The sequence below is a fragment of the Olsenella phocaeensis genome, from assembly GCF_900120385.1.
Lineage (GTDB): Bacteria > Actinomycetota > Coriobacteriia > Coriobacteriales > Atopobiaceae > Olsenella_I > Olsenella_I phocaeensis.
This window is the reverse complement of sequence record NZ_LT635494.1, coordinates 33,257-53,384: the sequence shown is the minus strand read 5'-3', so window position 1 is coordinate 53,384 and position 20,128 is coordinate 33,257. Positions and strand designations below refer to the sequence as shown.

The 20,128-nt window shown below is 66.5% G+C and carries 17 protein-coding genes; 3 read left to right on the top strand and 14 right to left on the bottom strand.

Going from position 1 to position 20,128, the window contains the following annotated elements; genetic code table 11:
• Positions 1-45 precede the first annotated feature (45 nt).
• Genes BQ7388_RS00220 through BQ7388_RS00210 form a run of 3 tightly spaced genes read left to right on the top strand, consistent with a single transcriptional unit; the run spans position 46 to position 2,274 of the window.
• Positions 46-1,191 (top strand): sugar-transfer associated ATP-grasp domain-containing protein, encoded by a 1,146-nt coding sequence (locus BQ7388_RS00220; RefSeq protein WP_072499476.1) that lies wholly within the window; start codon positions 46-48, stop codon positions 1,189-1,191.
• 1 nt (position 1,192) lies between these two features.
• Positions 1,193-1,900, top strand: a complete 708-nt coding sequence (locus tag BQ7388_RS00215; protein WP_072499475.1) for a glycosyltransferase family 2 protein — start codon at positions 1,193-1,195, stop codon at positions 1,898-1,900.
• Between the two features lie 8 nt (positions 1,901-1,908).
• Complete coding sequence (locus BQ7388_RS00210) at positions 1,909-2,274, top strand: DUF2304 domain-containing protein (protein WP_009279003.1); 366 nt, start codon at positions 1,909-1,911, stop codon at positions 2,272-2,274.
• Here the strand turns inward: BQ7388_RS00210 and BQ7388_RS00205 are convergent.
• The 14 genes from BQ7388_RS00205 to BQ7388_RS00140 form a co-directional block, all read right to left on the bottom strand.
• Entirely contained in the window at positions 2,271-3,236 is a 966-nt protein-coding gene (locus tag BQ7388_RS00205; RefSeq protein ID WP_072499474.1) for a glycosyltransferase family 2 protein, read from the bottom strand. The genes BQ7388_RS00210 and BQ7388_RS00205 overlap by 4 nt on opposite strands.
• 73 nt (positions 3,237-3,309) lie before the next feature.
• Complete coding sequence (locus BQ7388_RS00200; RefSeq protein ID WP_197414967.1) at positions 3,310-3,666, bottom strand: DMT family transporter; 357 nt, start codon at positions 3,664-3,666, stop codon at positions 3,310-3,312.
• A complete protein-coding gene (locus tag BQ7388_RS00195) occupies positions 3,663-4,055 on the bottom strand; it encodes an EamA family transporter (RefSeq protein WP_062531377.1) in 393 nt (130 codons plus the stop codon). The genes BQ7388_RS00200 and BQ7388_RS00195 overlap by 4 nt, the downstream gene beginning before the upstream one ends.
• The gene (locus BQ7388_RS00190) at positions 4,042-5,958 is read right to left on the bottom strand and encodes a glycosyltransferase family protein (protein WP_083558132.1); all 1,917 of its coding nucleotides are present in this window, start codon (positions 5,956-5,958) and stop codon (positions 4,042-4,044) included. Before BQ7388_RS00190 ends, BQ7388_RS00195 begins: the two co-directional genes overlap by 14 nt.
• 90 nt (positions 5,959-6,048) lie before the next feature.
• Positions 6,049-7,707: an LTA synthase family protein gene (locus BQ7388_RS00185; RefSeq protein ID WP_072499473.1), complete on the bottom strand. Its 1,659-nt coding sequence runs from the start codon at positions 7,705-7,707 to the stop codon at positions 6,049-6,051.
• On the bottom strand, positions 7,697-8,590 hold the full coding sequence (gene rfbA / locus BQ7388_RS00180) for a glucose-1-phosphate thymidylyltransferase RfbA (RefSeq protein WP_062531380.1): 894 nt from the start codon (positions 8,588-8,590) through the stop codon (positions 7,697-7,699). The genes BQ7388_RS00185 and rfbA overlap by 11 nt, the downstream gene beginning before the upstream one ends.
• 38 nt (positions 8,591-8,628) lie before the next feature.
• Entirely contained in the window at positions 8,629-11,058 is a 2,430-nt protein-coding gene (locus BQ7388_RS00175; RefSeq protein ID WP_083558130.1) for a glycosyltransferase family 2 protein, read from the bottom strand.
• A gap of 191 nt (positions 11,059-11,249) precedes the next feature.
• Entirely contained in the window at positions 11,250-11,642 is a 393-nt protein-coding gene (locus BQ7388_RS00170) for a hypothetical protein (protein WP_072499471.1), read from the bottom strand.
• A 119-nt stretch (positions 11,643-11,761) separates the two neighbouring features.
• Positions 11,762-12,829 (bottom strand): Holliday junction branch migration DNA helicase RuvB, encoded by a 1,068-nt coding sequence (ruvB, locus tag BQ7388_RS00165; protein ID WP_009278994.1) that lies wholly within the window; start codon positions 12,827-12,829, stop codon positions 11,762-11,764.
• On the bottom strand, positions 12,829-13,533 hold the full coding sequence (locus BQ7388_RS00160; RefSeq protein ID WP_072499470.1) for a crossover junction endodeoxyribonuclease RuvC: 705 nt from the start codon (positions 13,531-13,533) through the stop codon (positions 12,829-12,831). The genes ruvB and BQ7388_RS00160 overlap by 1 nt, the downstream gene beginning before the upstream one ends.
• 12 nt (positions 13,534-13,545) lie before the next feature.
• The gene (locus BQ7388_RS00155; RefSeq protein ID WP_456319915.1) at positions 13,546-14,562 is read right to left on the bottom strand and encodes a nitrilase-related carbon-nitrogen hydrolase; all 1,017 of its coding nucleotides are present in this window, start codon (positions 14,560-14,562) and stop codon (positions 13,546-13,548) included.
• 361 nt (positions 14,563-14,923) lie between these two features.
• Positions 14,924-15,301, bottom strand: coding sequence for a desulfoferrodoxin family protein (locus BQ7388_RS00150; RefSeq protein ID WP_072499468.1), 378 nt, complete (start codon positions 15,299-15,301; stop codon positions 14,924-14,926).
• Between the two features lie 140 nt (positions 15,302-15,441).
• Positions 15,442-19,344: a DNA polymerase III subunit alpha gene (gene dnaE / locus BQ7388_RS00145; protein ID WP_072499467.1), complete on the bottom strand. Its 3,903-nt coding sequence runs from the start codon at positions 19,342-19,344 to the stop codon at positions 15,442-15,444.
• A 162-nt stretch (positions 19,345-19,506) separates the two neighbouring features.
• Positions 19,507-20,128, bottom strand: a 622-nt coding sequence (locus BQ7388_RS00140; protein WP_200781411.1) for a PD-(D/E)XK nuclease family protein, incomplete at its 5' end; no start/stop codon positions are given.

The following is a 20,128-nucleotide window of genomic DNA, read 5'->3' as shown; positions in this document are numbered from 1 at the left end:
GTTCATAGGCCCAAACGTCGGGGAAGTTGACAGATGAGAGACAGAATGAAGAGTACGCTACCCAAACTCGAGGACCTCCTCGCGGACGGTTTCACGAAGAGGATGGCCGCGAGCTACCTCGGCATCCTCGAGACCGAGCGCGCCAGCGGGCTCTTCGACGCCGACTACCTCGAGTGGGCGCACGCGCACGGCTTCTGCGCCGAGTCCGCCTACGCCTACGGGCTGAGCGACGCCAACCTCGGAAGCTACCTCTCTGACTACGACTATTGGAGGCTCTGGCCGCTCAACGACTGGCAGCGCATCTGGATCAACGACAAGCTCACCCTCAACGCGCTGCTCAGCGACTCCGAGCTCGCGCAGTACCTGCCGCGCTACCACTACTACAGCTCCCGCGGGCACCTGCTGCCCCTGGGAGAGGGCGACGGAGCGGGAACGGAGGGCTTCCTCGCCTGCCTACGACGGGAGGGGGAGCTGGCCTGCAAGCCCTGCAACGGCAGCGAGGCCAACGGCTTCTTCAAGCTCGCGTTCGAGGACGGGAGCTACCTCCTCAACGGCAGGCCCGTGGGGACGGAGGGCGTGGGGCGCTTCGTCGCCGAGAACCCCAACTACGTGTTCACCGAGTTCATCCACCCCAATGCCCAGCTGGCGGCCATCGACCCGCTCATTCACACCATGCGCGTCCTCGTGCTCAACCCCACGGGCATCGACCCCGTGCCCGCCGCCTCCTACCTCCGCTTCGCCGTGGGCGTGGACGAGACCGGGAGCTCCGCGAACTACCAGGCCCCCACGACGGCGGACATCTGCTCGTACAACGTGGGCGTGGACCTCTCGTGCGGGCGCTACGGAGGAGGCAAGGTGGTGTACGCCGCCAAGGTGGTCGACTCCCCCAAGCACCCGACGAGCGGCACCCTCGCCGAGGGGCAGATCGACTGCTGGCCCCAGATGCTCGAGATGATGCGTCGCATATCCCTCAAGGTGCGCGCCTGCGAGTACCTGGGCTTCGACGCCTGCGTGACGGACAAGGGGCCGCGCATCATGGAGATAAACTCCCACTCCGGCGTGAAGTACCTCCAGCTCTTCACCCCCATCATGGAGGACGCCCGCCTGAGCGAGTACTTCTCGTCCAAGATAGCCGCCATCGACGTCCTGGACGAGGCCGACAGGGCGGCCCGCAACGGGATCGTCCGCTAGCGTGGGCGCCACGGGACGGGGCGGGACGCCCCGGGTCATAGCGATCGTCCCCGCCTACAACGAGCAGGAATGCCTGGCGCGGACCATAGGGGAGCTCGTCTCGACCTGCCCTGACATCGACTACCTGGTGGTCAACGACGGCTCGAGCGACGACACGCCCAAGATCTGCGACGAGCTGCGCCTGAACCACATCGACCTGCCCGTCAACTGTGGCCTCTCCGCCGCCTTCGGGGCGGGCATGCGCTACGCGCTCGAGCACGGCTACGACGCGGCCGTCCAGTTCGACTCCGACGGGCAGCACGTGCCCAGCTACATACCCTCCATGGTCCAGGCGATGGCCGAGCGCGACGCTGACATCGTGATCGCCTCGCGCGTCGTGGCGGGGGGCAGCGCCGTGGGCCTGCGTGGGTTTGGCGCGAAGCTCATCACCCTGCTCATACGGCTCACGACCGGCCAGGTCATCGGGGACCCGACCTCGGGCATGAGGCTCTACTCAAGGTCGATGATCGAGCGCTTCTCGCGCAGCTTCGACCTCTCGCCGGAGCCCGACACCATCGCCTACCTCATCCGCAGGGGTGCGAAGGTGGTGGAGGTCCCCACCGTAATGCGGGACAGGCAGGGTGGCACGAGCTACCTCAGGCTCTCCAGCTCGCTCTCGTACATGGCGCGCACCTGCCTGTCGCTTCTTCTATTCCAATGGTTCAGGTGAGGAGAGACATGCCGCTCACCCTTCGCATCAGCCTCGTCGTCGGGACGCTCCTCGCCCTGGCCCTCGTCCTGCGTCGCATCAGCAAGAGGAAGATCCGCGTCGCGGACGCCGTCTACTGGGTGGTCTCGATGCTCGTCCTGGTGCTCCTCGCCCTGTTCCCAGGCGTGGCCATCCTCGTCTCGGGCTGGCTGGGGTTCCTCTCTCCCAGCAACTTCGTCTTCGTGACGATCATCGCCCTCATGCTGCTCAAGCTCTTCGGCCTCGCCTCTGACGTCTCGAGGCTCACCGACAAGGTCGAGCGCCTCTCGCAGGAGATCGCCCTCATGAACGGGGATGCAGGCGAGGGGCAGGGCCGCCAGGGCGAGCGGTCCTAGCGACCCTGCCGGCCCTCACGCGAGGGGGAGGCCGCCTCACACGAGGACGAGACCGCCTCGCGGACGATGAACTGCGGGGAGCTGTTGAGCGACAGGACGATGTCCCCCAGGTACTCGCCAATGATGCCCAGGGCGAGGAGCACCATGCCAAAGAAGAACAGCATGACGCAGATGAGCGACGTCCAGCCCATGGGCACCCCGGGGTCGAGGAGCCTGTGCACGAGCGAAACGATGCCAAACAGGAAGCCCGCCAGGGCGGTGGCGGCGCCAAGCGTGGACATGACCCGCAGGGGCAGCACCGTGTAGTTGAAGTACGAGAGCCAGAGCCTCACGAGCTTCCCGAGTGTGTAGTTCGACGCGCCATGCTCGCGCTCGTGGTGCTCGATCGTCACGTTGCCGATGCGGTTGGTCATGCGGCCGAAGAGCGCCTCGACGTAGGGGTTGTAGTTCTTGTACTTGATGACCTGGTCGCACACCGCGCGGCTGATGAGCCAGAAGTTGCTCGTCTCCAGCCCCTTGGGACGAGAGAGCAGGACCTGCGCCGACGTCTTGTTGAGCCAGCTGCTGAGGTTCTTGAGCGGCCCGTTCGCGGACTCCCGGTACACGCCGTAGACGATGTCGTAGCCTTCCTCCATCTTTTTGAGGATGACGGGAATCTGCGAGGGATGGGTCTGCAGGTCGTCGTCCATGCCCATGACGAGGTCGCCATGGGCGTAGTTCATCCCGCACATGAGGGCGTTGTGCTGGCCGAAGTTGCGCATGAGGGTGAGCGCGAGGACGTCGTCCCTCTCGCGCGCGAGCTGCGAGATGACCGAGAAGGTGTCGTCGGGGGAGCAGTCGTCCACCAGCACGAACTCGCAGTCGTAGCCCGCGAGCCCTTCGAACACCTCGGAGCAGAGCCCCACGACGGCACGGATGCTCTGGCTCGAGCGATAGCAGGGTATGACTATGGAGACCAGCATGACGCTCCAAACTGCCCAGGGGGCTCAGGTGGGTTGGGGGCCGTCACAGTCTAGACCCAAGCGGACCTCCGGTCTACGAGAGGCCTAGGGAGTAGATGACGATGCCCAGGACGATCAGGGCGAGCGCCAGCCCCTTCTTGGGCGTGATGCGCTCGTGGAAGATGGTGACCCCGAAGAGGGTGACGTACACGTAGCCGGTGGCGTCCAGGATAGAGCCCATGGAGAGCGGGATGCCCCGATACGCGAGCACCGAGAGCAGCGTCGCGCCCACGAAGAGGGCGTACGCGACCACGACGAGCGGGTTGAGGTACTCGCGCAGCGCGCTCTCGTGCCCCCTCAGGGCGCTCTTCTTGAGAAGGACCTGCGAGACGGAGCTCACGAACACCCCGAGGAGACTGAGCCCGGCGTATGCCATGACCGAGCCGCTCACGAGGCCTCGCCCCCTTGCTCCCCCTCGCCGTCAGGCGAGGTCGCGAAGAGAGCCACGCCGACGAGGACGACGAGGGCGCCGACGACCTTCTGCGGGCTCAGCCGCTCGCCGAAGAGGAGGACGCCCCAGACGATGCCCCAGACGACCGTGATGGCCCGATTGGCATAGGCGGTGGTGAGCGGCAGGCGCTTGATTACCTGCTGCCACCCCAGGGCGTAGAGTCCCAGCACGAGGATCATCCCGCCGTAGTAGAGGACGAACCCCAGGCTCATGAACTCCTGTCCGGCGGCGAGCTTGCCGAAGATGCTGCACAGGGAGTAGAGGACGAGGAGGAGGTGCAGGAGGAGGTAGGTGGCGCCCCTCCCCCTTCCGGAGCTAGTCGATCCCAAGGTAGCCCCTCCAGAACCCCTGCGTCACGAAGCGCCTGCCCGCCTCCGCGTACTCCTCGCGCAGGCGGTCGCCGTTGCGCTCGATCTCCTTGGCGTCGCGCTTGTAGCGCTCCCAGACGGCCCTGAAGCGCTGGCGGTCCATGTGGCGGATCACCCCACGCCGGTTCTCGAGGTCCACCGCGACGATGGTGTCCTTGCGCCTTATCTGGTCTGCGGGGTACAGCCATCCCGCCACGTCGATGATGGCGGAGCTCCCCCTCTGGACGTAGCCGAGGTCGAGGCGCTGGCCGTTGAAGGTGGCGAAGTCCTCCAGGCGCTGACGGAGGCTGCGCCTCTCCACCACGTTGCTGTCCTTCTGGGCGTCCACTTGTGCGATAAGGGAGAGGTCTATGCCCTCCTCCTCGGCCTGGCGCCTCAGCTCCGGGAAGGGCAGGAGCCTCTCCGCCCGGCGGTTCGCCTCCATGAAGGCCCTCTCGGTTCGCCCGCGCTCCTCGAGGAAGGCGGGCCCCTTGAGGAAGTCCTCGAGGGCGTCGAGGACGAGCTCGGCGTTGGTGTAGTTGAACTTCTTGAGCTCCAGCTGCACCAGGTGGTAGGCCTTGCGCAGGAAGTCGGACTGGGGGGCGACCCCGGTGGCGTACTGGGCGACGAGGGAGTTGCGCGTCACCTGGTAGCGCTCGACGGCCGCGCTGTAGCGCCTCACGAAGGAGGGATGCCAGAGGCAGATGCCGTTCATGGTCATGAAGCGGGCGCGGCAGCGCAGCGCGTACTCGATGTCGTCGTAGCGGACGAAGAGGGGAAGCGGCAGGCCATGGCACTCGATGGCGGTGACGGGGATGACGCAGTACCACCACCCCCCGTACTGCTGGGACTGGTCCTCGCTGCCCGAGAGCTCCGGGTGGGCGCCCATGGCCTCGTTGGCCACGACGGAGTGGAGCTGCCCCATGCGCAGGGCGGGCTTGAGGGGGACGCAGTCGCCCGAGAAGGTGACGAAGCCGGTGTCCTCCCAGCGCACGTCCGGCTCGAAGAGGTCCATCATCGCGCCGGAGACGAAGTCCTGGGCGTGGTCGTCGCTCACGATGCGTAGGAGGTTGTAGGTCCTCAGGATGCTCTCGGGAGAGATGAGCACGTCGTCGTCCATGAGGATGACGTGCGTCGCCTTGGGCCTCTGGCCGAGCGCCTCGATCATGCCGCGCGCGTAGCCGCCCGACCCGCCCACGTTGTCGTTGGGATGGACGCGCACGCGCTCCGCCTGAAGGCGCTCGGCGTCGAGGCTGCGGCCGTTGTCGACGATGTGCATGGTGAAGTGCGTGGCGATAGGCTCGTCCGAGGCCAGTATGCGCGTCTTGGCAAGCTCGACGTTGCGTTCGACGTACTCCTCCTTGCGGAAGGTCGTCGTGCACAGCGCGAGCTCCACGTCGCGCAGGCCGTCAGCGGGGACGCTGGCGAAGTAGTGGGCGTTGCGAATGAAGACCGGCCCTTCGCCCTCCTGCACGATGACGAACGACTCGATCACGTCCTCGTCAGAGTTCTCCATCCGGAGCTCGATGCTGTGCCACTCGTCCGACGCGGGGACGTCGAGCTCGCTTCCCCCCACCAGCTCGACGTCCCAGCTGAAGACGTCGGCGCGAGACTGGAGCAGCCTGAAGGCCGCCCCCTTGGCCTCGAGGTGGAGGAAGAACTCCTTGGCGACCGTGTAGCTGCGCCACTTGGAGACCGAGAGGGCGTTGAAGAACGTCGTGAAGTCATGGGTCCCCGGGCCCTCCAGGGCCCATGCCTCGGGGCCCTCCCCCTCCGCACGCCGCACGAGCGCGGTGGAACGGTGGAGGAGGGTGGGCTCCTGCAGGAACTGGACGCTCTCGTCCAGGAGTACGTTCGCTAGCTTCACGTTGGCCACTTCAGCCATGGGCGGCTCCTCGGATGGTGGGTCTCATGCACCTACTCTAGCCCCTCTCGTCACGTCCCTGCCACGCGCATGGCCCCGCCCATACAGTCATCAGACGTCGGTCCCCGGCCCATCCTTCGGCAGCTTCGCGGCGAGGTAGCCCGAGAGCCCCTCCTCGAACTGCTTCGCTCGATCCTCGTCCAGCTCCGAGACGACCCCTCCCCTCGTGCTCAGGGTGGCGTTCACGTCATAGAAGGTCGTGTCGTAGAGGTTCCCATCCTTCTCGAACAGGCTCGTCCCGAGGAAGAAGTTGGGAGCGGAAAGCCCAAGGTAGTCCATCAACGTGGGCGCGAGGTCGAGCGAGTTCCTGCCGCCGGCGTCTATGGCCCTCCTTACCACCCCCTTGTGATAGATGAAGAAGGGGATGTCAGAGATGGCCTCCGCCCGGTACGACGACTCGGGGAAGGCGGTGACGAACCCCCGCTCGGCGAACGATGCGTGGCCTGCGGTGAACACCACGATCGTGTCGTCTGCCATCCCGCTGGCGAGGAAGCACTCCATGAAGCGCCCGAAGTGGTGGTCCGCGTCATGGAACTTGTTGAGCACGGCGTCGCCGCCGTCGCCGAAGCGCCTGTCGACCGAGTCGAGGGACGCATGGGTGCCAAAGGTGTATATGGCCGCGAAGAAGGGCTCGTCCCCGCCCTCGAGCTCCTCGGCAAGGTCAAAGAGGCGCTCGTACGCCTCGCCGTCCGACATGCTTGCCGCCATGCCCGAATACGTCCCAGGCTCGCCGACCACCTCGTCGAAGCCCAGAGTGCCGAGGTAGTCAGTGAACTGCTCGTTATTGGGCTCCGTGTTGATGAAGCGCGTGACGTAGTCCAGGCCCGAGAGCGCCTGAGGAAGCGACACCAGCGCGTTCGCGTCGTAGTTATCGTACTGGTATCCCGAGAAGAGCTGGCCGGAGAGGCCGCGATAGGTCGCGAAGCTGTGGTTGTAGCAGTTCTCGAACGAGACGGACTGGCCCTGGAAGCTCCGGACGTTGGACATCACGTCACGCTCGTCGTCGATGACCTCCTGAGAGAGACCCTCAGTGAAGATGAGGATGACGTTGGGCCTCTTGGGGAGGTTGTCTTCCCTGCTCACATGGCTGTCCAGCCCGGGGCGAAAGTACCTTGACGAGGTGTCGGACATCCTCGAGAGGCGCTCGACGTACGCCGCCCTCTCCCTTGCCTGCGAGACGAGGCTCGCGCAGCCGAGCAGCGGCGAGCCACCTGGCCCCATGGCCGTGACGGCAGCGGCCTCTGCGAGCAGGAGGGCGAGGAGGGAGAGTCCCAGGGGCCTGCGTGGGGCGCGCGGGGCGACGGGAAGCAGGCAGATGGCTATCGCCGCGACGGCAGCCGCAAGGTATGGCCCCGCGTTGCCCGCGAGGTCCTCGATCGAGTCGACGTTGGTGAGCATGACCATCGTCACGTACGAGCCAGCGAAGTGCAGCACCGCGAGCTGGACGACGACGAGCAGGACCATGGCGTCGTTGAGCAGCTGGGCGACCATCCGGAGGCGCCCCCGTCCCATGAGCGCGAGCGTGAGCGCAAATATGACGAGGACCTCCAGCATGCCGACCAGCCCCTGAGCCATGTGCCCGTCCACGAGGGTCAGGAGGCAGAGGGACGCGCAGCACGCGAGCTTGAGGAGCGTCGAGACAAGGAGGAGCCTCCCCTTTTCGGGGGAGGCTCCGTGTCCGCCCTCGCGCGCGAGGTGCCTACTCTCCACCCGGGACGATCCTTCCCTCCGCCACGTCACGCAGGTGGCGGCCGTAGTCGCTCTTCCCGTAGCGCTCGGCGCACTCGAGCAGGCGCTCGCGGCTCACCCAGCCATTCTCGAAGGCGATCTCCTCGGGGACGGAGACGGGCAGGTCCTGGGCGGTCTCGACCGTACGCACGAACTGCGAGGCCTCGAAGAGCGAACCCATGGTTCCGGTGTCGAGCCAGGCGAAGCCACGACCCAGGGTGATGACGTCGAGCGACCCGTCCTCGAGGTACATGCGGTTGAGGTCCGTGATCTCGTACTCGCCGCGAGCGGAGGGCTTCACCTGGGCGGCCAGGTCGCTGACGCGCTCGTCGTAGAAGTAGAGGCCCGTGACGGCGTAGTTGCTCTTGGGCTCGGAGGGCTTCTCCTCGATGGAGACGGCGTTGTAGCCCTCGTCGAACTCGACGACGCCGAAGCGCTCGGGATCGTCCACGCGATAGCCGAACACGGTGGCGCGCCCCTCGGCCGCCGAGCGGGCCGCCTTGCGGAGGCGCTGGGTGAGGCCGTTGCCGTAGAAGATGTTGTCTCCCAGGACCAAGGCGCAGGGACCCCCGTCCACGAACTCCCGCCCGATGACGAAGGCCTGGGCGAGCCCGTTGGGCACCTCCTGCTCCGCATACGAGAGCGAGATGCCGAAGTCGGAGCCGTCCCCCAGGAGGTTCTTGAAGTTCGGCAGGTCGCGCGGGGTCGAGATGACGAGGATGTCCCTGATTCCCGCAAGCATCAGCGTGGACAGCGGGTAGTAGATCATGGGCTTGTCGTACACGGGCAGAAGTTGCTTGGACGTGACCGTCGTGAGCGGGTACAGGCGCGTCCCGCTCCCTCCCGCAAGGATGATGCCCTTCATGGCGGCTCCTCTCGAAACTTTGGCCAGTTGTTTGGAGACTATATTAGAAAGTTTAGCTTTCGGTACTTTCCGTCCTTGGCGATGTAGGGACTCAGCATGGGATCGCCCTCGACGAAGTAGCTCGGCCACCGCCTGAGGAGGTTCGCCCTCTCCGCGCAGTGCCGAACCGCCTTCTCGCCGCCCAGGTCCGACCCCCTGGAGACCGACTCGTAGTGCGTCAGGACGGACTCCGCACAATAGACGACATGGTAGCCAAGCTCCCCGAGCCGCAGGCAGTAGTCGACGTCGTTGTACGCGACCGTGAAGTCGGTCTCGTCGAAGCCGCCCAGCCTGTCGAACAGCTCCCGCCTGGTGAGGAGGCACGCCCCCGTCACCGCGGTGACGTCCTGGGTGAAGTTCAGCAGGTTGAAGTAGTTTGACGACATGTCCGGCATGAGCTGTCCGAGGTGGTCCGGGAAGGTGAGGTGGAACGAGACCCCGGCATGCTGGATGGTGCCGTCAGGGTACAGGAGCTTGGCCCCGACGGCGCCGACGTCGTCACGGAGGCACCTCCCGACCATCTGCGTCAGCCATCCAGGGGAGACGACCTCGGTGTCGTTGTTCAGCAGGAGGATGAGGTCCCCCTTTGACCTCCTCGCGCCGAAGTTGACCAGCTTGGAGAAGTTGAACTCGTCGCCCTGCAGGGGGTAGGTGACCACGGAGACGCGCTCGTGCTCGCGCGCCAGGGAGTCATACAGAGCAAACGTCTCGGGCTCGCGAGAGCCGTTCTCCACGATGACGACCTCGAAGTTCTTGTAGGACGAGCGGTAGAGGGAGTCGACGCAACGTCCCAGCATTCCGGACTCGTCGCGGCTGGGGATGACGATCGAGACCAGCGGCTCCTCCTCGAGCTCGAAGTCGAGCTGGAAGATGTTGTCGAACTTGGGCCGGATGACGGCCTTAGCGGGAATGTGGCAGCGGTCGAGATGCCCTTGGACGGACAGCTGGCCGGCATTGGAGGTGAAGCTCTTCGCGTCGGGAGAACCGGCGGTGGAGCCGGGGTGGATCCTCCAGTGATAGAGCACCTTCCGCACATGGTGGACGTGCCGCGCGAGCTCGCTTATGCGGAAGGTCATGTTGTGGTCCTGGGCGCCGTCGAACTCCCTGCCCGGCAGCTCGAGCTCGTCCAGGACGGACTTCCTCACCGCCAGGAGGTGGGTGACGTAGTTGCAGGAGCAGAGGAGGTCGGGGTTCCAGTCCGGCTTGAAGAAGGGGCTGACGAGGGTCCCCTCCTGCAACTTGTCCTCGTCACAGTACAGCAGGTCGGTGTCCGGGCGCTGGTTCACCGCCTCGGCGTACGAGAAGAGCAGGTCCGGCTCGATGACGTCGTCATGGTCCAGGAAGCAGACGAAGTCCCCGCTGGCAGCGAGGATCCCCTGGTTCGTGTTGAGCGTGATTCCCAGATTCTCGTCGAGGGTCAGCTCCCTGACGCGCCGGTCCGCATTGACGTAGCGGGCTATGCGGTCGGCGAGCTCCCGGTTGTCCGGACTGGCATTGACGAGCAGGAGCTCGAAGTCCTCATAGGACTGGCCGAGCACCGAGCCCACCATGTCGTCCAAGAAGGGGATCGGCGTGTTGAAGACGGGGACGACGATCGAGAAGCGCGGCTGGATGGCCAGCCTCGTGCGCCTCTGGATCTCGAGGAGGCTCCGGGATGCCTTGTGAGAGCGGAACCACTCGGGGTATGCCTCGTCGAAGTCTGCGCTCAGGGTGTCGAAATGCCACCTGTCACGCCAGGCCTGGAGCTCGAAGTCCTGGATTGTGACGAAGGAGTCCTCCCCATCCCGCGGCCTGACCCAGACCACGAACGACCATAGGTCGCGGGCGATGCGTACGGAGTAGGTGACGTGACGCCTCGAGTAGTAGCCCCTCTCTTCGATGCGGTCGCTCAGGACGATGGGCTCGGCGATGCCATCTTGGACCTCCCTGCCGTTGGAGTCGAGCAGGACGAGCCCCGGGACCTCCCCCCAGTCATGGCGGGGCGGGGCGAGGCTGACGACGCTGATGTGCACGATGTCGTTGTTGTCCCAGGCGTTGAAGCAGACCCTGTCGATGGTGATCTCTGACTTGTTCAGCCGATTCTTGCTGTCGATGTTCCTGATCGACTCCGCCTCCTCGTTCTTGAGGGCGGTGTTGATCCTCGACCTGTTCTTCGCCCAGCCGGGGCTGACGTTATGCGAATCGAGGAGGCTGCGGCCACCGTCGGCGGAGACGGAGAACAGCTCGACGCATTGGGGCAGGTCGAGCACCGGAACGACGATGACGAACTCTTCCTCTCCCAGCCTGTGGATGGAGGAGGGGACGACGTTTCCCTCGCTCGTGGTCGAGCGGACCTCGAGAGACCCGAGGGCCGAGCCCTTCCCCTCCACGGTCAGCCTCTGGAAGATCTTCCCCTGGCCCCTGGTCACCTGGCGGTATCTCAGTCTCACTGACGTTCCCTTCCGTCACTCTCCCCTTGCCTTAAGGCGAGGCGCCTGGCAGATTGAGAGGGTTTGGCCACAGCGTTTTATCCCATCATATTATGGCCGCTCGTCTCCCTTGCGCCGGGCGACGCGACGGCATGCGGGCGAGAGGAACAAGCCATGGAGGCATGGGCTAGTAGACCACATCGCCCAGTCGGTCACGAAAGCTCCGCATCGAGGCTCGCGAACTCCTCGGGGACGGCGCCGGGCTCGCAGCCAAAGCTCTCCTCGACGGCGCGCGCCTGGGCGAGGCGCAGCTCGGCGAGCGCGGCCCTGCCCATGTCCGCATAGGCTCCCGAGAGCCTCCTCAGGGTGTAGGCGACGTAGCCGGCGAGCGAGTCCGCCACGCCGGAGAGCAGCATCATGGTCACCAGCGAGTCTGGCGAGAGCTGCAGGGCGACCTCGGGGTCGAGGTCGAGGAGTCCCGCGATGGCGTCTTCCGCCTGCCCCGCGGACTTCACGTCCCCGTCCATGACGGCGCCCCTCAGGGCCGCCGTCGCGACGTCGACGAACTGGCTGATTATCTCGAGCAGGTAGTCGTGCTGGAGCATGTCGGTCTCCCAACGTCGGGCTGCGGTCAACAGAGGACAGTCTATTACCTAGGCAGCCCGACTTGCAGACGAGACGTGGCGGGCATCGGCCCACCGAACGCGAGGGTGGGACGCAGGTGTCAGCGGGGACCTGCGGGCGGGACGACGCCGAGGTGCTCGAAGGCGAGCTCCGTCGCCTGCCTCCCCTGGGGCGTCCTAATGATGAGGCCACGTTGGAGCAGGTAGGGCTCGTAGACGTCCTCGAGGGTGGAGGGGTCCTCCCCCACGGCGGATGCGATGGTGGTCAGGCCCACGGGGCGACCCCTGAACGTGCGCGTGAGCGCGTCGAGGATCTTGATGTCCATCCAGTCGAGGCCCATCTCGTCTATCTCGAAGAAGGTGAGCGCCTCGGCGGCGACGTCCCAGCTTATGCTCCCCTCGGCCTTAACCTGCGCGTAGTCGCGCACGCGCTTGAGGAGGCGGTTCGCCAGGCGTGGGGTGCCGCGCGAGCGAGAGGCTATCTCGGCCGCGCCCTGCGCGTCTATCCGCACGCCCAGGATCTGCGCCGAGCGGACGACTATGCCCGCAAGCTCCTCGATGCTGTAGTAGTCGAGGCGGTAGCTGATGCCAAAGCGGTCGCGCAGGGGGCCGGTGAGGAGGCCCGTGCGCGTCGTCGCCCCGACCAGGGTGAAGTGCGGGACGTCCAGGCGGATGGAACGGGCTGCGGGGCCCTTCCCGATCACGATGTCAAGGAAGAAGTCCTCCATGGCGGGATAGAGGACCTCCTCGACCTGGTGGTTCAGGCGGTGGATCTCATCCACGAAGAGGACGTCGCCCTCCTCGAGGTTGGTGAGGATGGCGGCGAGGTCGCCGGTGCGCGCGATGGCGGGACCGGAAGTGGTCTTGATCTTGGCGCCCATCTCATGGGCCACCACGTTTGCGAGCGTGGTCTTGCCAAGGCCCGGGGGGCCCGAGAAGAGCACGTGGTCGAGGGTCTCGTGACGGTCCTTCGCCGCCGCGATGAGCACACGCAGGTTCTGGCGCACGCGCTCCTGGCCGCAGTACTCGTCGAGCGTCACGGGGCGCAGGCTGCGCTCGACGTCCAGGTCGTCCTCGGTGAGCTCGCCGCTCACCGACCGGGGGCCGCCCGCCCTTCGCTCGAGGTCCGCCACGTCGTCGAAGAGGTCGTCTCGCCCGTTCTCCCACATCAGGCAGCACCCCCCAGCCTCTTGAGGGCGTAGGCGACGGCCTTCTCGATCGTGGTGACGCCAGCCTCGCCAAGCCCCTGGAGGGCAAGCTCCGCCTCCTGGGGGGTGAAGCCCATGGCCAGCAGGGCAGAGCCGGCCTCGTCCCTGACGGACTCGCTCGTCTGGGGCAGCGGGACGTCGGAGGCAGGCGCTTCGGACATGCCCACGAGCCCTCTGAGCTCCGCATCCTTCGCGAATACGTCCTGCAGCTCCATGAGCAGGCGCTGTGCCTTCTTCTTGCCCACGCCGGGCACCTGCGCCATGCGCGTGGCGTCCTGGGTGGCGACGATGGTGGCGAGCGATGCGGCGGAATAGGTGGAGAGGACCGCCAGCGCGAGNTGCTTGATCTGCATGGGGGTGTACTCCCCCACCTCGAGCCCCGCCCGGGCGCAGGCGACGATCGCCGCCCCGCGTGCGTGGGCCGTGGCGATGGCGGAGCGGCTGTTCTCTCCGAAGAAGATCTTCTCTATGGCGAGCTGGGACGGCTGGTAGGCCTGTATGGCGTCGGATATCTCCGCATAAATCCTGCCCAGGCGACGGTCGAGCTGCTCCGAGGCGGGGGTGCTTATGCAGCCGTACGCGCGGGCGCGGCACACCGGGCCCCGCGTCTCGACGATGCCCCAGCCGGTGTTCGCGAGCCCGGGGTCGATGCCCATTATCACCATCCGCACTCCAATCTAGAACGTGCGTTCTATGATAGCAGAGCGGGCGCGGCCTCCCGGCCCAGAGCTCAGTTGTCCGAGAAGGGGCCGGACCACTCGCGTCTCCCGTCGGCACGTCNCCAGCGAGAGGCCCGTCTTGTCAAGGAAGCCCACGGGCAACAGCCCCCCTTCCTGGGCATATGCGGCAAGCTGCGCGAAGGGCAGCAGGCGAGGGAGGGTTCCTTCCCGGCCGCGGCCGGCCATGCCGGGCAGCTCGACGAGGTCGACCCCGAGCTCACGGGCGAGCCTCCTGCACGAGCGCTCGCGCGCCTCTCCCCCAAGGGAGGGCAGGAGGGCGTGGACGTTCTGGGGGCCGAGCGCGTCGCTCGAGAGGGTGGCGAGCAGCCTCGAGCCCAGGCTGCCGTCCAGGACGAGGGCGACCCCCGGAAGCCCCAGCTTGCGCACGTAGTCACGGAGTCCGAGGCAGAGGGCCTGCCACATGAAGAGGGTCTCGTCGAAGAGCTCGGGCTCGACCGGGCTCCGCAGGACCACCTCGTCCCCCCGTGCGGGCAGCTCCGCCACGAGGAGCTGCTCCTCGAAGGAGGGGGCGAGGGCGGCGAGCTCGCCCTCGGGGGTCATGACGAAGCTCCCGCCCGTGTAGACCTGCTCGCCGTAGCCCCCGAGCCCACCCACGGCGACGACCCAGGCGCCCGTGGCGGCGGCGTCGGCGGCGAAGCGCCCTCCCAGGACGTTTGCGCCAAGGGGGGAGCTGGGGTCGTCGGCCGCATAGGGATAGGGCGAGAGGAACACCACCGCGTCCAGGTCGCGGTCATGGTCGTCGTAGTCGTCCAGGTCCTCGTAGCTCAGGGCGAGCCCCAGACGGAGGCCGGAGAGCTCGAGCACCGGAGGCGCCGCCGACGTCGACGCCTCCTCCGACGCGCCACCTGGCACCCCAAGCGAGGCGTCGCCCGACCAGGCGAGCGCCCCGAGCGGCACCACGCGGCCCCGCTCGAGGAGGAAGGCCTCGGCCTGGGAGACGTCGCCGAGGCTCATGACGGCGGGCACCACGCAGGGACAGGCGACCTCGCAGGAGAGGTCGGAGAGCGCCAGCAGAAGGCTTGAGGCGAAGGGCTCCTGGTCGGCGGGGGCGGTCGTGCCCTCCGGACCCGAGAGCAGGGGCAGGGGGAAGAGCAGGAGGTCGACGCCCCTTGCCGCGGCACGCTCGGAAAGGGCCGCCACCCTGCCCGGAGTGCCCAGCAGGTCGCCCGGTCTGCTTCCCATCTGGGCGATTCCCATCCTCATCCGACCTACCTCCGATCACGTTCCCGGCCGCCTGGGGCCGGGCGGCGAAAAGGAGGCGCGGCGACCCCGATGCGAGGCCGCCGCGCCGACGTTGCAGCTGCCAGAGCCTGGCCTACGCCTCGGCCTTCCAGAGGCCGTGGAGGTTGCAGTACTCATAGGCGGTGAAGGCGCCGGCGGGCTTCGCGAAGGTCGCCTGGGGCTTCATGCCGGGCTTCAGGTACTTGACGGTGACGCCGTCCTCGGTGGCCAGCGCGATGAACTGGATGTAGTGCTCCTCGAGCATGGGGTGCTCGACGGAGCCGACGGTGACGACGACCTGGTCGCCCTCGACGCTGACCTGGGGGACGTGCTTCTCGGTGGCGGCGTCGGTGGAGCCGGCGACGAGCTCCTCCATGGGGGAGCCGCAGCAGCTGAGGGTGCCACCGCCCCTCCTGATGAGGGCGACGATGTTCCCACAGGTGTTGCAGCGATAGAACTTGGCCTCAGGCATGGCTCATCCTCTCTTCTCTGCCCACGCTCGTCGAGCAGGTGGCCCCTACCACCTCGGGCATCGCTTCCATTATGCCCCCGCGCGCACGCAGCTATGCGCAAGAAATGTCAGTAATCTCATAACATTATTGGCATGGCCCCCTAGGCGACGCGCACTCCCCCGCCCGAGCCCACCAGGTCCTCGACCTCGGCCATGAGCACCATGTTGCGCGCGTCGACGCGGGCGGGAAGCTCCATGCGCATCAGGTCACCTCCCACCGCCTCGACCAGGAGCTCCACCCTATCCATCCCGGAATAGCGGGCGAGGATGGCCTGGAGCTGCTCCATGCGCGCCATCGAGAGCATCCGCGAGCTCATGCTGACCTCGATCACCTTGGGCCGGTTGGTCTTCTCGCTGAGCTCCATCGACACGATGGAGCTCGCGATGATCTGGTTGCCGCGGTCCCCACGCTCGAGCTTGCCCGTGACCTTGATGAAGACGTCGCCCATACGCTCGCCGGTCTCGGGGTCCACGTCCCCCTCCAGCGCCGCGGCGCACTCCTTGTAGGTCTTGGGGAAGACGACGAGGGATATCTCGCCCTCCATGTCCTCGAGCGTGACGATGGCCATCTGGTCGCCGTTCTTGGTGACCTTCTTGGCTACGCCGCCCGTGGGCACCATCCCCGCGAGCCGGATGGGCTTGCCCTCGGGGACTCGGAAGCGGGTGGAGCTGCCGCCCGTGAAGGGGTCGACCACCTCCTCCGACTCCTCTATCTCGGCGATGGTGTAGTCGCGCGCCTTCGAGAGCGCGTACTCGAAGGGCCTGAGCGGGTGGTCCGAGACGTAGATGCCCAGCACCTCGTGCTCCTGGGCGAGCTTGGTGTGGCGGTCCCACTCGTCACCGTTCGCGGGGGGCACCTCGTCCTCGAAGCCCGAGCCCTCGACGTCGGCGAACATGTCGAAGAGGGAGCTCTGTCCGCAGGCGCGGTCCTTCTGGCGCTTGGCGGCGGCGTCGATGATGTTGCTGGGGTCGTTCTTGTCCACGAAGCTCATCATCTGCTTGCGGGGATAGCCGGTCGAGTCGAAGGCGCCGCTCTTTATGAGCGCCTCGACCACGCGACGGTTGGCCTGGCTCGAGTCGACGCGGTCCACGAAGTCGTGGAGGCTCTTGAAGGGTCCCCCCTGGCTGCGCTCGGCCATGATCGCGTCGCCCACGCCCTCGCCCACGCCGCGGATGCCCGCGAACCCGAAGCGGATGCCCTCGGGCGTCGCCGTGAAGTCCTTGCCCGACTCGTTGATGTCGGGCGGCAGGACCTGGATGCCCTCGTGCCTGCAGGAGCTGACGTAGTGGACGATCTTCTCCGTCTTGCCCATGTAGCTGGTGAGGACCGACGCCATGTACTCGCGGGGGAAGTACGCCTTGAGCCAGGCGGTCTGCATGACCAGGATGGCATAGCCCGCCGAGTGCGACTTGTTGAAGGCGTAGGAGGCGAACTCGAGGACGTCGTCCCAGATGCGCTGGGCGGTCTCCCTCTCGTAGCCATTCTCCACGGCGCCGTTCATCCAGTGGTCGTAGGTCGTCTCGTCCTTGCCGTTGTCCCAGTGGAACACGGTGCTGGTGAGGAGCTTGATCTTCTTCTTCGCCACGGGCTTGCGGATGCGCGAGTCGGACTCGCCGGCGGAGAAGTTGGACATCTTCACCGAGATCTGCATGACCTGTTCCTGGTAGACGATGGTGCCATAGGTCTCGTCCAGGATGTCGGAGAGACGGTCGTCGTAGAAGACGACGGGCTCCTTGCCGTTCATGCGGTTGATGTAGCTCGTGACCATGCCAGCGCCGAGGGGGCCGGGACGGTAGAGGGCGATGAGTGCGACGATCTGCTTGTACTCCTTGGGCTGCATGTTCTTGATCGTCGCCGTCATGCCCGCGGACTCGACCTGGAAGACCCCGGCCGTGTGCCCCGAGCCCAGGAGCTCGTAGATCTTGGGGTCGGAGAAGTCGATCTTGTCCACGTCGATGTCCACGTGGGTCGCCCCGTCCCTCAGGCAGGCGCGGACGGCGTCGGGGATGTCCTCCTCGCTGGCGAGGCCGGGATGGCTGCGCCTGATGTTGGCCAGAGCCTTGTTGATGACGGTGAGGGTCCTCAGGCCGAGGAAGTCCATCTTGAGGAGGCCCATGTCCGCGACCGAGTGTCCCTCGTACTGCGTGATGGTGACGTTGCCCTTGGTGTCGAGCTTCGTGGGCACGTGGTCGGTGACGGGAGTCGGCGCGATGAGCGTCGCACAGGCGTGCACGCCCTCGCCGCGGGTCATGCCCTCGATTGAGAGGGCTGCGTCGATGATGCGGTGGGCGTCCGCGTCCTTCTGGTAGGCCTCCTCGAAGTCCGGCGAGTACTGGTCGGGATGCTTCTCGGTCTTGTGGAGGGCGCAGGGCAGCGACAGCTTTGGGTCGTTGGAGAGCATCTTGGAGAGGCGCTGGCCCACGTAGACGGGAAACCCCAGCACACGCGCCGCGTCGTTGATGGCCTGCTTCGCCTTGATCGTGGAGTAGGTGATGACCTTGCAGACGCGGTCCTCGCCGTACACCTCGCGCACGTGGGCGAGGACGTCCTGGAGGTGCTCGTCGTCGAAGTCCATGTCGATGTCGGGCATCTCGGAGCGCTGGGGAGAGAGGAAGCGCTCGAACATGAGGCCGTTCTCGAGCGGGTCGAAGGAGGTGATGTTCATGGCGTAGGCGACGATGGCCCCGGCGGCGGAGCCGCGGCCCGGGCCCACGCCGATGCCGTTGTCCTTGGCCCACTGCACGTAGTCCTGGACGATGAGGAAGTAGTTGGCGAAGCCCTTGTCGCAGATGATCTTGTACTCGTACTCGAAGCGCTCACGCACGTTGATGCCGCCGATGACCACGTTCTCCCAGTCGTCGCCGTAGCGCTTCGCGAGGCCGCGCTCGCACTCCTCCCTGAAGCGCGCCTCGGCCGTCTCGCCCTCGCGAAGTCCGGGGTATTGGGGCAGGTACATGTTGGCCCAGTCGATCTCGAAGTCGCACTTGGCGGCGACCTCGAGGGTGTTGTCGCAGGCCTCGGGGATCCATGAGAAGAGCTCGCGCATCTCCTCCTCGCTCTTCATGTAGAACTCCGTGCCGTCCATGCGCATGCGGCCGGCGTCGTCGAGCGTGGTGGCCTTGCCGATGCACGAGAGGATGTCCTGGGTGGGGGCGTCCTCGCGAGAGAGGTAGTGGAAGTCGTTGGTGGCGATGACCTTGACGTCCAGCTCGCGCGCCATCTTCACCAGGTACTCGTCGAGCCTGCGGTCGTCCCAGCCGTTGCGGAAGCTCAGGCCGTGGTCCTGGATCTCCATGTAGAAGTCATCGCCGAAGATGTCCTTGAAGGTGCGCGCCCACTCGCGCGCGCCGTCGAAGTCGCCGTCCAGCACGCACTGCTGGATGATCCCCTGGACGCAGGCGCTCTGGCAGATGAGGCCCTCGTGGAACTCCCTCAGCATGGCCAGGGTGGTGCGCGGCTTGTAGTACATCATCTCGTGCCCCGCGGCCTTCGACATGCAGCGGATGAGGTTGACGTAGCCGGTCTCGTTCTTGGCCAGGAGTATGAGGTGGTAGCGACGCTGCTTGGTGCCGCGCTCGATGCAGTCGTCCGTGATGAAGTACGCCTCGCAGCCGAAGATCGGCTTGACCTTCAGCTCGGGGCGGTTCGCCCTCACCGCCGCGATGTCATGGCCCGACTCCTCCCAGACCCTGCAGTCGGACTCCCACTGCGCATGGGGCAGGTCGCAGGCGGCGGCACCGAGCTCGTCCGCCTCGGGCTCCTCGAGCTCCCAACCCTTCTGGAAGCACTCGATGTCGTGCTTCCACTGCCTCATACCCAGGGCGCCGTCGTTGTACTTGCGGCACTCGAGGTCGAGGTTGGGGATCCCGAAGAGGTAGCCGTGGTCCGTGAGGGCGACGGCGGGCATCCCGAAGTCGACGGCGCGCTTCACCATGTCCGGTATGCGGGTGGCGCCGTCGAGGATGGAGAAGTCGGAGTGGTTGTGCAGGTGGACGAACGCCATGGTTGCTGCTCTCCAGACTGCCTCGTGACCAAGGGCGAACGGTGACGGACGCGCGAGGGTCGCGAGGCCTCGGGTAAGGTGCGCCTCTGCTCTGCTTGCCGCCGGAGGCGTCGGCGTGGCTTTTGGCCACCCATGATAGCCGATGGGCCAGGACGGTCGGGCCTAGTTCAGGGGAGAGGGGCCTCCCCCGAACTCGTAGCGCAGGACGAGCGGCTGGCCGCCGCCGGCCTCGAGCTCCACGCAGACGAAGGCGCATCCCACCTCGTCGAAGCCCTCCCCCAGGAGCACGTTGGCATAGAGGCCCGCCTGCATTCTGTGGCGCTCGAGGAGCTCCTGGGAAGGGAGGCCCGCGTCTCCGGTCTTGTAGTCGACCACCAGCGCCCGGGGGCTGCCGGGGTTGAAGCAGAGGAGGTCGATGGCGCCCTCCACGTAGCTCCCGAACCTGGACTCGACCTTCCTGAAGAAGGGCTGCTCCGCCCTGAGGCACGCGTGCGAGAGGGCCTCGCGCCTTATGTCCGACCCCTCCCAGCGCTCGAGCGCTGCCTCGAGCCTGTCGCACTGCCGGGGCGAGAGCCGCCAGTAACGCTCCGTCTGGGCGACGCGCTCGGGCGAGGGGGACGAGGCCGACTCGACCATGGCCTGAGCAAGCTGGTGGAAGGCGGAGCCCAGGCTCGTCGCCCGGTCGGCATCGGCCTCCGCGCCATCGGACGGGCCAGGCTCCTCGCAGTTCCCCTCGACGTCGCAGGAGAGGAGCGCGGTGGCCTCGTCCCGCCCCCCTCCCCCC